The following is a 12491-nucleotide window of genomic DNA, read 5'->3' on the forward strand; positions in this document are numbered from 1 at the left end:
TTATGCGTATGCAGAAAGTGCTTACCCACATGAAAAATAAAACCGCATCAGGATACACAACACCCCATTGGCTCGCGCTAGGCCTGAGCCTGGCGCTCTCTGCCTGGCCGGCACAGGCCGAAACACTCAATGTCAGCCAGCCTAAAAAGAGCTATCAAATCCCGGCCGGGGACTTAAGCGACACCTTGCCCGACTACGCCGCCGAATCCGGCATCCTGCTCGGCTTTGACCCCATCCTCACCCAAGGCAAACGCAGCCCTGCGCTTAAAGGCCAATACGGCGTGCAAGAAGGCTTTGAAGCTTTGCTCAAAGACAGCGGCCTAGAAGTCGTGCAAGACAAATCCGGCCGCTATCAACTCCGCCGCGCTGCACCAAAAGCCAAACCCATCCTAGGTGCACCAGAAAAAGAAGAAAAACAGGCATTGCAGCTTGATAAGGTAGAAGTCCGCGCTAAGCGGTTTTACGAGGTTGGTCCATTGCCAGGCCTTGGTCTGACGAAAGAGGAGATCCCCGGTAACGTACAAAGTATTTCCGCCAAAGAAATTAAGGAAGCCCACTCCTTGAGCCTGGCGGATCTCATGAATCGCAAGTTACAGTCAGTCACAGTCAATGACTACCAAGGCAACCCGTTCCAGATGGATGTGCAATACCGCGGTTTCACGGCAGGTCCTCAGATTGGTACACCACAAGGCTTAAGCGTCTTTTTTGATGGAATACGGGTCAATGAGCCATTTGGCGATGTGGTGAACTGGGACATGATACCCATGAACGCGATTGCAAATCTCGATGTATTTCCAGGTTCTAATCCCATCTTCGGATTGAATACATTAGGTGGCGCTTTTACTCTTAAAACCAAGGATGGATTCAATCATGCTGGTGTTGATGCTGATGCTGATGTTTTGACTGGTTCATTTGGACGTAAACAATTGCAAGCTGAGGGTGGATGGAATAATGGAACAGTAGGGCTTTTCGCAGCTGGTAATTTTTTTCTCGAGGATGGGTGGCGACAAAACTCCCCTAGTAAGGTAAATCAATTATTTACTAAGGCTAGCTTCCGCGGGGATAAAGTAGACCTTAATTTAAGCACTTTGCTAGTGCAAACAGATTTGGTAGGGAATGGATTATTACCGTCACAAATGTATGAGCAAGACCGAAATAGTGTTTTTACCTCTCCTGATAAAACCAAAAATCAATTAGCACAGTTTCAATTGTCTGGCAGTTACTTTGTGAATGATACATTTTCAGTCACGGGTCAGGTTTATCGCCGAAATAGTAAACGTCATCAAGTCGGCTCGGACGTGGTTAGGGAGTGGAACGAAAAATTCGTAGGGAAAAGAACTCCTGCGGCTGGTGAAGAATTCACATGCCTGCTGGCAAGTACTGGGTCACAGAAGGGCATTCCGGATATGTATGTTATTCCGAGCCCAGCTGATCCTTCGAATGGATCAACAGATATATCCGCTACTGATTTTTATCAAAACCTTTCAGATAATGTTGGAAATACCGGCTTATATACGGTGGACGCAGCTCAGTTTGCCAATCTTAAAAATACTGGTATTCCCGAGGATATGGCTCAGGCACTGCGAGAGACCTTTGATTTCTGGAAGAATAAGGAGGAAAGAATACTCTACAACCAAAATCAACCTACGCCTAGATATTCAGGTCCGGCTTTTCTCGACAGTAATAGCAATCAAATAACGGATATAAATGGTCAACCCTTACCAAGTTACTATATTGGAAGTAGTTTGACAGGAGATTTTCAACCACTCGGTTCTGGCGACACTGTTTACTATCCTAATTTGGATGATGTTTATTTTTACAAGTATGTGAATGTTAACGGAGTTGATACGCTATATAGATTTAATGTTGTTTTGCTAGCCCCAACCAATAATGATAAATGTGCCGCAGCACGGGCTGCTGAAGCCGCTTACCCGGTTCAGCCTATTGATGGTGCAAATGGAAATGGGCCTGGTGTTGTTGAGGGTACACCAACAGCTATTATTAATGACAATAATATTAATCAAATAGTCGATGGGGCATCAATCCAATTCAACTGGAATTTAGAGCATCATAAGTTTATGGTTGGTGCTTCGATTGATAATGCAAGTGCTGATTACAGTAATTACACACAACTTGGATTCTTTGATTCGGAAAGAAACGCATATATAGACCCCGCACAAGCGCACCCTCAATTCATTGGGGCCTACCAACAGATTCCTAATAATAATTTTAGTGGCACTAATACAACGCAGAGTATTTATTTCAGTGAAACCTGGACGCCTGTTGAGACATTGCACTTTAATGTGTCTGGACGCTATAACCAAACCTTCACAAAAAATAAGATTGCAGCACGATATGGATACAGTACCTATGAAATTACCGATTTAATTGGTTATCCAGATAGGGTCGGCGTGTGTGACGGTGATTGTTCAAATACTAACATTCCCACCTATTATCGCCCTATAAATCTCTTTAATGCCCTTGACCCCGCCGAAACAGAGAAGTTTAGCTTTTACTCTTTTAACCCTTCACTCGGTGCGACCTGGCAGGCGACTGACCAGATAAATATATTTGCAAATGTAGCGCAGGGCACTCGGGTGCCCAGTGTGATTGAGTTAGGCTGTGCTTTTGATAATACGCCAGTTCTGGTCGCTGGTAGAAGCATCCCTAAAAGTCTGGCAGAAAATCGACAATGTACTTTGCCGACTGCGCTTTCTGGTGACCCTTTCTTGCCACAAATTCGATCAACTAGTTATGACTTAGGATTAAGAGGTAACTGGGGTGAAGGTGTGCGCTGGAATGTTGGCGCGTTTCAGACTGATCTTCGAGATGACATCTATTTTGTTGCCGTAGGCAATGGGCGTGGTTTTTTTAATACCATTGGCGACACAAGGCGTCGGGGCATTGAAATGGGACTTGCCGGTCAAAAAGACAAATGGAACTTCAACGTGAATTACGCGCTGACAGATGCAACGTTTGAAGACAGCTTTCGTATGATTAGCCCTGACAATAGTAGCTCTACAGATAAGAATGATGGCTATGGGCCTGCTATTGATGTGAAGCCCGGTAGTCGTATTCCTGGAGTATCTCTACACAACCTTAATGCCAGTGTTAATTATGCAGTCACCGATAAATGGACAGTTGGTTTATCTGGTGTTGCGCATTCCGATAGTTACGTTCGAGGCAATGAAAATAACGAGCATAAAGTAGGGGTGATTCAAGATCGGGGGATGGGTGCGGCAGGAAACGCATTGTTACGTCCAACAAGTAACCCAGGAACTGTCCCCGGTTTTGCCGTATTCAATTTTCAAACCAGCTATAAGCTCAGTAAAGAGTGGACGGCGACCATGATTGTAAACAATCTTTTTGACAGGGAGTATTTCACTGCTGGTCGCTTGGGGCGTAATCCTTTTTCACCAAGTATAAATGGCGCAATTGGCCCTGATGGCTACAACCATAATTCTAATGACTGGCTAAGCACAAACTTCATCTCACCAGGCGCGCCTCGTGGTGTTTGGTTTAGTCTCAACTGGCATTTCGTCCCCGATTAACCCCTCAATTTAATAGATTTAACGGCCTTTAGGTAAAGTTATGTTAACGACGTCAGGCTTTTTGCGTCGCCAGCGATTAAACAAGTAAGAGGGTGTAAATGTGAAAAATTCCCGTTGTGTGTATGGAATTTTCCCGATTGGTTTTGGCGGTAGTAATTTTGGGTTGCGCTTGGCCTTGATCCGGTAATTTGCATTTGAGCAGTTTTTATTGATAAGTCTATTTTTGGAGCGAGCTGTGGATTTGGTGCCTGATATTGTTGATCTCGTGTTGTATTTGCTGGGTGCGCTCTCGGTGCTGGTGTGGTCCATCATCATCGTCAAAAGCTGGGTGTGGTTCAAGTTGCGCAGTGAGTCCAACAGTTTTTTGTCTGAGTGGCAGCAGGTGAAAACCATTTATGAGTTGCCGCGCATTATTTCGCACAGTAACAGCAGCTTTGCGCGCTTGTGTGATGCGGGGATGCGGGCGATGAATGAGGTGATGGCGAACTCGGTGTTGCGCCGCAATGAGCGCCAGGAGGTGATTTTGCTCTCGCTCAAGCAACAGGCTTATCTGGAGCAAAAACGCATGGATGGCGGCGTGGCGGTGTTGGCTAGCATTGGTTCTACCGCCCCGTTTATCGGCTTGTTTGGCACAGTATGGGGCATTATGAATGCGCTCAAGACGATCACAGCGACGGGCTCTGCCGGGTTGGATGTGGTGGCCGGGCCGATTGGTGAGGCGTTGATTGCGACGGCGATTGGCATTGCTACGGCGGTGCCTGCGGTGTTGGCCTACAACTATTTTATGCGCAAGCAAAAAGTGCACAGGGCCGATATGGAGCAAGTGGCGAGCCGTTTTCAGTCCTTGCTGACACAATCTGGCGTAGAGGGTTAATGCCATGGCGATGTTTAGTGATGGTGAGAGCGAAGATTTGGTCAGCGAAATCAATGTGACGCCGCTGGTCGATGTGATGCTGGTGTTGCTGACGGTGTTTATTGTGACGGCGCCATTGCTGATGAACGCGGTGAAGGTCAAATTGCCGCAGGCCAGTGCCGAGGTGGCGGTGACTGTGCCTAAAACCGCACACATTAGCGTGACCGATGCCGGAGAGGTGTTTTTAGACCAGCAAAACATGCCGCTAGACACCTTGACCAAAGAGCTGGGCGTGCTCAAGCAGAAGCATGACCCGGCGGTGGAGATTTATGCCGATGAGCATGCGCAGTATGGCGTGGTGGCTAAAGTGCTGGCCGCGATTCAGCGCGCGGGTATCAGCAAGTTTAGTTTTGTGATGTCGCCTGAGTCACGAAAGTAACGCGCCATGACCACCCTGATTTATCCTCAAGCTCAGCATGACTCACTGCTTTGGCGGGCCGTTGTGCTGTCGCTGGGGTTGCATCTGGTCGTGGTGTTGCTGTATCCAACATTGAGCAAGATTCAGTTGCCTGCCATCCCCGAGCGCATGGAAATTGAGTTTTTTTCGACCAAAGCGCCAGCCCCAGCTATGCAACAGGAGTCACCACCCGTGGAGACGCCCAAGCCTGCTGAGCCACCCAAGGCTGAACCCAAGCCGATGGTAAAGCCTGTGACGCCTGTAGAGACGCCAAAGCCGGTATTGGCAGCGCCTAATAGCCATGACGCAGATCACCGCGTGCAGGAGCAGCCTGTACAGCCGCCCGCCAAGGTTGAGCCAAGCCCGGCGCCGCCTGCGCCCAGCAATACGGCCGAGAGTGCGCCGCATGCGACAAACTTAAGCGCTGAAAACACCGCTAAAGATGCCAAGCCCAGCGCTGCCGCAGTCGCCACCGCTGCTGCATCAACCGAGTCTGATGAGCTCAGTGCGAGTGATAGTGATGCCTGGGGGGATTACGGCGAACAACTGCGCTCACTGGTGAATAAAAGCAAACAATATCCGGCCATTGCCATCCGCCGTCACCTCGAAGGCGAGGCCACTGTGGTCGCGCAGTTTGTGCGCGGTGAGTTGGTCAATGTGACGGTTGCTGATAGCAGTAAACATGTCCCCCTCGATGAAGAAGCCATGCGCATGGTGAAAAAGGCCATTGCGCAACTCGGTGTCAAAGACAGCCTGAAAAAGAAGAGCTTCAAAATAACAATACCGGTCTCTTTCAAGCTGGAATAACGCGCGGTTTCATGAAGTCAGGCATGCTCAGAAAGTTTATCCCTCACTTTCGCTAACAGGTATGTCTGCTCTCCAACCCCTGTGCCTGCCACTTTCCTCCGGTGGGTACAGGGTCTTTTTTTTAGTGAACATTGAGCGGCGTCAGTGGTGATCAATCGTGGTAAAGCTGGTGACCGTTAAATGTAATAAACATAAGCTTTGGGAGAAGCATACACAATATCATTTGCTCTGCAACTGGGTAAATTGTGTCTTGTAATCATCCACCCATTGCTGCGCATGATGGCGTTGTTTGGCGGTTGTACTGGCATGTAGGCTCGCGATGGTTTCACAGGTTTGCTGTGTAAGCTTATCAATATAAGCCTGGTAAGCCGGATTCGGGCTGTTTTGCATACGTTCAAAGCCTGCGCGGACCAGTTGCGATTTCTCTTCGTTTGACGAGGCTGGATTGCGTAATGCCTTGAGGATAGAGAGCGTATCTTCGTCGCGCCGCAAAATCTCGGCGTAGATGATGGCGGGATCAATGTCACTCTTGGCAATGGCCTGTTTTAAAAGGGTTATTTGTTTTTCGTTTAAATCGCCATACACTTTTTCAGCAAAATCCTGGGATTTCTCTAACCTCACTTCTCGCTGTTCTTCTAACGTTTCCTGCCACCATTCCTCTTTCCATTCCTGGTTACGTTTTTCCAGTTTTTTCTCGAAATGCTGTAGTTGTTTTTCACTCAGCGTGTCGGCGACTTCGACGATGATAGGGATGACTTTTGTTTGAAGCATCTGCACATTTGATTTGATGGATTCAATGCGCTGGCAGGCCGTTTGTGCGCTCACATCATGGCTGAGGTCATCATGTATTTCATCCAGCAAAGACACATACCGCGGTAACTCATTTTTACGATGCCAGGCATGCAAGTCCCGCAGGGCGGGTTTGAGTTTGGCTTTTTGCGCTGCACTAAAATCAAAATAATCATCTAGCCGCCATCCGATGAGTGCAGGTGCGTTGTTGTAAGCGGTCTTGACCAGGCTACAACTCATGAGTGAAAGAGCGAGGGTGAGGATTAAAGTTTTTTTGATGATTCGCATGTTTCTACGACCAGGATTGCCGGACTAAGTTTGCGATACTGGCTACTTGTATTAGCACTGTTTTCAGTGCTAATACAAAGGCGCTTTCGGCCTGCCCCTCTCGTGCTCGGTCTGGCAAGGGAATGAGGCGCATCAGGCAGCACGCCACTGCCTGATGGCTGGACTAACGTTGATAACCCGGAGGAGGAGGTGGGGGCGGTGGATAATAGGTTGGAACACTTGCTGATGAGGCGCGCTGGCTGCCTTGTGAATAGGTCCTTGCCATGCTGGCAGGCACCGGGATTTTATGTCCAGCTGCATACATGCATTGATAGTAGGCATTGTCGTATTTGTCTTGGGCGTTCATGCCACTGACGGTCGCTGTATTGGCGCCGATGGCTCCACCAGACAGTGCACCCATGCCGGCACCAATGGCTGCACCTTCGCCGCCACCAGTTGCAGCGCCAATGGCGGCCCCTATGGCAGTACCTACAGCGGTCGTGGTAGCGAGACTGGCGTTATATTGCTGGTTAACGGTCTTGCCGCCAATTTGCGTCAGCGCAAAATCCCGGCAAGACAGGTCATCTGCCCTGAAGGCTTTGAAGTCTTTGCCGGTGCCTGGCAGGGCCATGCTGCTGGGTCCTGTGGGGTTAGTCGCACAGGCAGTCAGGCTCAGCATAAGTAGCACGGTCATGTGCCTATTGAGATGCATGACAGTCTCCTATTTGGCTGGTATGTTTGCTGGCGGCGTCGGTGTGACTTGTTTCCAGCCGGCGGGACACTCTTTAACATAGGGGTAATAGCCGTTAGCAGCCTCGCAGTAATACCAGTAGGCATTATTGTTGTTGGCGCTGGTGGCTGGCGCTGTGCTGTTGCCTGGGGCTGCATTCGTGGCATTGTTACTGTCCTGCTCGATATACACCTGTGACTGCGGCTGGGTGATCACCACGGGCGGTGGACTGTACACATACGGGTAAGGGTAGGCGTAGGGTGCGTAGGCATAAGGAAAAAACGGGTAAGGGGCGCCAAAATACAGACCAACGCCGCCATGCCAGCCGCGGCCAGGCGGATGTGCGTATGCAAGTTGGCTGGCGAGGGCGCAGAATACGCCCAGGCTAAGGTAAATCATCTTTTTGAGTGTGGATGTTAGCGGTAGCATAAGCCCTCCAGAAAACGTTATGTACATAACAATTCTGACAGAAGGACTTGCAAAACCCTCCCGATGAGCGGGCTTGGTTTTGTAACGGAGTGTATCTTTAAAACAACTGAGCGGGGCTATTGACGGTGCGGATGGTACACAACGCAGGTATTTTTGCCGGACTCCTTGGCTTCGTACATGGCCTGATCCGCGTGACGAATCAACGTATCGACTGTGCAACCATGGTCGGGGAAGATGGCGATACCGATACTGATGGAGACAGACGCAGCATAGCCATTGAGCGGGATGGGATCTTTCACCACTTGCAGGATTTTGTTGGCGTGCAACAGCATGTCTTCGCTATTGCTGATATTGATCGCTAGAATGGCGAACTCATCCCCGGCGAAACGGGCGAAGGTGTCCGCTTGTCGCGACATTTTCTGGATACGACTGGCAATCTCAATCAGTAGCTGGTCGCCTGCCAGGTGGCCATGGAGGTCATTCACTGCTTTGAAGCCATCCAGATCCATAAAAAACAGCGCAAATTTTTTCTGTTCACGCTGACTGCTGTAAATGGCCTGCTGTAAGCGATCCAGAAACAGTCGGCGGTTGGGCAGACCGGTCAGGTTATCGGTATGTGCCTGCTGCCAGATCGATTGTTCAAGCAATTTCGATTGCGAGATATCGGTATGCGTGCCTATCATGCGCTTGGGGGTGTCTTCGGCGGTGCGTTCCACCACCATGCCGCGAGAGAGTACCCATTTGTAATCGCCATTTTTGCAGCGAATCCGATATTCGATTTTGTACTCCGGCTGTTGGCCATAGAGGTAGGCATTGAGAGAGTTTGTGAAGCGTTCCTGATCTTCTTCGTGAATCAACGCACGTAGTGTCTCTAGTTGCGGGAGCAGCGGCTCACTTTGGTAGCCCAGCATTTTGCGCCAGTTGGGGCCAAAAAAGTAATGCCCAGTGATGAGGTCATAATCCCAAACCCCATCGCCGACGGCATCCATGGCTTGTTTCCACAGCTCCTGACTTTTGGCTTGCTGTTCATAAAATACTTGTAACTGCTTGCTCAGTTCCGTACGCTGAACGATCTCTCTGCGCAACTCCATCAGCTTCATGGCCTGGTTCGCCAGGATGGTCAACAAAGTAAGTTCGGCCTCGCTAAAGTGGCGAGGTACATGGTCCATCACGCAAAAAGTGCCGATGGCATAGCCTTGATCATTAATCAGCGGTATTCCGGCATAGGCACGAATATACGGCGCCTGAATGACAAGCGGATTATTCTTGAACAATGCATCCTGCAGTGTGTCTTCAATCACCAGCCGTGTTTTTTGTTCCACCGTCAGTTGGCAAAAGACATCTTCACGCGGGGCTTCGCAGAGATCTAGTCCTTTGGCAGATTTAAACCATAAGCGGTCCTCTGCCATCACTGTCACGCTTGCAATCGGTGTTGAGAAGAAGGTCGAGGCCAGGGCGACTAACTGATCAAAATCAGCTTCGGGCGCAGTGTCAAGGATATGATAGCTTTCAACTGCTGCCAGACGTTCTAGCTCTTTATTATGGTTTAACAAGTGAACGGTACTCCATCAAAGCAGATATTAAGTTGGTCACACACTTGGTAAGTTGGTTCTTAAAGCAATCATACGCTAATTAATCTTAATAGATTTGCTGATAAGCTTAACCTTTTTTATTTTGTTTGGTAAATGTTATCTCGATAATTTATCGTTGTTGGAGAGGCTTGTTTGTGATGACAAGCTGTCAGATTCATGTCATTAAATGCCGCTAGGGTAAACTCTGCATGCTTAGAGGTAGGCAGTTGCGGGGCAACACGGTATGCTAATACCTGTCCAGTGATAGGTTAAATCCGCATGCAACCGCAATCCATACAGCAAATCAATCTTTCTTATGACCAGCATCAAGACCGCCTGCTCATGCGTGCGGCGGTGAGTGACGAACAGGAAATCCAGGTCTGGATTACCTACCGTGTGGCAAGGCAGATTTTCAAGGTATTTAATCAGGAGGCGCATTTGCCGGTGTCTGGTCCGTTGCCCTTGTCTGAGCAAAGCCTGCCGGAAGCCACCCAACAGTTTGTACAAGAGGCGGAAGCAGTAGAGGCCCTGGATGATCTGGACTTTGAGACGGCCTATCAGGCGCCGAAAAGTGTGGTCACCGAGCAAACCCTGCTGGCGGTGGAAACGCGTTTTGTCTCGGTCAACGACCAACTTAATCATGTGCAACTGGTGTGCGCCAATGGCATTAACGTGAATATCAATGTGAACCATGAGCTGGTGCTGGCGATCAGCCGCATGTTGCTGTTGGCCAGCAAAGAGGCAGGCTGGACACTGCCATCCGCGCCAGCCAAGGAACCTCAGTCCGTTTCGAGTATCGTAATGGACATCCCGGTAGAAAAACAGGTATTACATTGATGGATCAAATTACGCTGGGAGACAGCGGTATTCGCGTCTCCAGAATCACCTTGGGCACCATGACTTATGGTGACCAGAACACCCAACAGGATGCAGAACACCAGCTGGATTATGCGCTGGCACAAGGCATTAATTTTATTGATACGGCAGAAATGTACCCGGTGCCGCCCCGTGCAGAAACGGTGACGCGTACCGAAACCATGCTGGGGCACTGGATCAAGAAGCAGTCTCGCGACCGGTTTGTGCTGGCCAGCAAGGTGGCCGGACCCCGCCGCGGCATGCACTGGATCCGCGGTGGCCCGAGTGGTATGGACCGTGCCAATATCCGCCAGGCGGTGCATGACAGTTTGCAGCGCTTGCAAACCGATTATCTGGATGTCCTCTATCTGCACTGGCCCGAGCGCAATGTGCCCATGTTTGGCCAATATCAATTTGACCCGCATGCGGAACTGGATGCAGAAGGCCAGGCGATCAACTGGGTACCTATCCAGACCCAGCTTGAAGTGCTGGATGAGTTGGTCAAAGAAGGCAAAATCCGTGCAATCGGCCTCAGTAACGAGCAACCCTGGGGGTTGATGGAGTTTTTGCGTATTGCGCGCGAGCAGGGCTTGCCGCGCATTGCCGTGCTGCAAAATTGCTATAACCTCATGAACCGCGGTATGGAGTTTGGCATGACCGAAGTGCTTTACCGGGAAGGGGTCGCGCTGGCGGCCTACTCGCCCTTGGCCTTTGGGCACCTCACGGCCAAGTATGTCGATGATCCGGCCACGCCCGGCCGCGTGACTTTGTTTGAGGGCTATGCCAAGCGCTATAAAAAGCCCGCGGTGCCGGCGGCGGCCAAAGCCTATGCCGAGTTGGCCCGTAGCCATGGCCTGACGCCGGTACAGCTGGCCTTGAGTTTTGTCTATCACCGCTGGTTTGTTGGCACCACCATTATCGGCGCGACCAGCCTGGCACAGTTACAAGAAAATGTGGCGGCTTATCAGGTCCACCTGAGCGAAGAGGTGCTGGCGGCCATCGAGCAACAACATCTCGTCATGATGAATCCAGCCCCTTAAGTTGGGCGCAATAGAAGGGAATCCATATGCTATTTTTTCGCAGACTGCGCAGCCAGTGGCGACATGAGCGGCTGTTGAATGCGCTACTGGTGAGTGGCCTGCTGCTGGCAGGTCAAGCACAGGCAGCCCTGGTGAACGACATGCAATCCGCTTTGCGTACTTGCCAAACCGAGTTTGCAGACGATGCTGGCCGGCGACTGGTGTGCTTTGATAAAGTGGCCGAGCAATTCGCGCCCAGCCATGTGGTGGCGCCTATCTTGGCCCCCAGCCAGGAAGCACTGGTCAAAAGCGTGAGTGCTGACACCGGCTACCTGTCACGCAAATGGCATTTGAATAGCCAGGATGAGTTGCATTTTACCGACCTTGAAACGCACCAGCTCAATTACATTGTCACCAGCTATTCGAGCAACCCTAACGAGGTCCCGGTTTCGCCGTCACGCCCCAACACGCAAAACCGTGACCTCGGACACAACGACCTGCATTTTCAGATCAGCCTGAAAACCCAGCTGATGAATATGTCAGACTGGCTGCCCAAAAATCAGTGGGTGCAGAGCGCGCGCTTATGGGGCGCTTATACCCAGCAATCGTTCTGGCAGGTTTACAACGAGGCACAATCTCGGCCCATGCGCGATCATAACTATTCGCCCGAGCTGATTTTGTCGCTGGGGCTCAACAAGCCAGCAGAGGGAGGGCTGTGGACCGCCATGCCTAATATGCTCAATCTGGGCCTGGTGCATGAGTCGAATGGCCGCTCACAACCGTTGTCGCGCAGCTGGAACCGCTTCTACCTGCAAGGGGGCTGGCAATTGAATGAACAATATAGCCTGCTGGTCAGGCCATGGTGGCGCATCCCCGAGAACAAGTCAGACGATGACAACCCGGATATCAGCAAGTATATGGGCTATGGCGATGTGACCTTGCACTGGGATAATGAACCCCACACCCTGGCCGCCAGCGTGACCTTGCGTAACAACATGCGCAGTGACAACAAGGGCTATATCCGCACCGATGTGCAATACAAGCCGTTTAAAAACGAGAGCGTGAAGTTTTATGCCATGCTGGCCAGTGGCTATGGCGTCTCGCTCCTGGACTACAACCAGGCACAAAACATGTTTGGCATCGGCTTTGCCATTGGCGAATAG

11 protein-coding genes are annotated in these 12491 nt (G+C 50.5%); 7 read left to right on the forward strand and 4 right to left on the reverse strand.

The genetic code is table 11. The features are described from left to right. Window positions 1–29 precede the first annotated feature (29 nt). The 4 genes from ACT53D_RS00530 (at window position 30) to ACT53D_RS00545 (ending at window position 5668) form a co-directional block, all read left to right on the forward strand. Window positions 30–3551, forward strand: coding sequence for a TonB-dependent receptor (locus ACT53D_RS00530; RefSeq protein WP_476153980.1), 3522 nt, complete (start codon window positions 30–32; stop codon window positions 3549–3551). A gap of 235 nt (window positions 3552–3786) precedes the next feature. After that, a complete protein-coding gene (locus tag ACT53D_RS00535; RefSeq protein WP_313986782.1) occupies window positions 3787–4425 on the forward strand; it encodes a MotA/TolQ/ExbB proton channel family protein in 639 nt (212 codons plus the stop codon). Window positions 4426–4429: 4 nt separating this feature from the next. Then, entirely contained in the window at window positions 4430–4843 is a 414-nt protein-coding gene (locus ACT53D_RS00540) for an ExbD/TolR family protein (protein WP_194748521.1), read from the forward strand. Between the two features lie 6 nt (window positions 4844–4849). Continuing rightward, the gene (locus ACT53D_RS00545) at window positions 4850–5668 is read left to right on the forward strand and encodes an energy transducer TonB (RefSeq protein ID WP_476153983.1); all 819 of its coding nucleotides are present in this window, start codon (window positions 4850–4852) and stop codon (window positions 5666–5668) included. 219 nt (window positions 5669–5887) lie between these two features. Here ACT53D_RS00545 and ACT53D_RS00550 read toward each other — a convergent pair whose 3' ends face one another. The 4 genes from ACT53D_RS00550 to ACT53D_RS00565 form a co-directional block, all read right to left on the reverse strand. Beyond that, window positions 5888–6745 (reverse strand): DUF6279 family lipoprotein, encoded by an 858-nt coding sequence (locus tag ACT53D_RS00550; protein WP_476153985.1) that lies wholly within the window; start codon window positions 6743–6745, stop codon window positions 5888–5890. Window positions 6746–6908: 163 nt separating this feature from the next. Beyond that, window positions 6909–7436 carry a YMGG-like glycine zipper-containing protein gene (locus ACT53D_RS00555; protein ID WP_476153986.1) on the reverse strand — a complete coding sequence of 176 codons (528 nt, stop codon included), beginning with the start codon at window positions 7434–7436 and terminating at the stop codon, window positions 6909–6911. 9 nt (window positions 7437–7445) lie between these two features. Next, window positions 7446–7883, reverse strand: a complete 438-nt coding sequence (locus tag ACT53D_RS00560; RefSeq protein WP_476153988.1) for a hypothetical protein — start codon at window positions 7881–7883, stop codon at window positions 7446–7448. 116 nt (window positions 7884–7999) lie between these two features. Continuing rightward, window positions 8000–9436 (reverse strand): sensor domain-containing diguanylate cyclase, encoded by a 1437-nt coding sequence (locus tag ACT53D_RS00565; RefSeq protein ID WP_476153990.1) that lies wholly within the window; start codon window positions 9434–9436, stop codon window positions 8000–8002. A gap of 297 nt (window positions 9437–9733) precedes the next feature. Here ACT53D_RS00565 and ACT53D_RS00570 point away from each other — a divergent pair, with 297 nt between their 5' ends. Genes ACT53D_RS00570 through ACT53D_RS00580 form a run of 3 tightly spaced genes read left to right on the forward strand, consistent with a single transcriptional unit; the run spans window position 9734 to window position 12491 of the window. Next, entirely contained in the window at window positions 9734–10291 is a 558-nt protein-coding gene (locus ACT53D_RS00570; RefSeq protein WP_194748510.1) for a hypothetical protein, read from the forward strand. Further along, the gene (locus ACT53D_RS00575) at window positions 10291–11349 is read left to right on the forward strand and encodes an aldo/keto reductase (protein ID WP_476153992.1); all 1059 of its coding nucleotides are present in this window, start codon (window positions 10291–10293) and stop codon (window positions 11347–11349) included. Before ACT53D_RS00570 ends, ACT53D_RS00575 begins: the two co-directional genes overlap by 1 nt. 26 nt (window positions 11350–11375) lie before the next feature. Continuing rightward, complete coding sequence (locus ACT53D_RS00580; RefSeq protein WP_194748508.1) at window positions 11376–12491, forward strand: phospholipase A; 1116 nt, start codon at window positions 11376–11378, stop codon at window positions 12489–12491.

It is taken from the genome of Methylophilus sp. DMC16, from assembly GCF_056314045.1.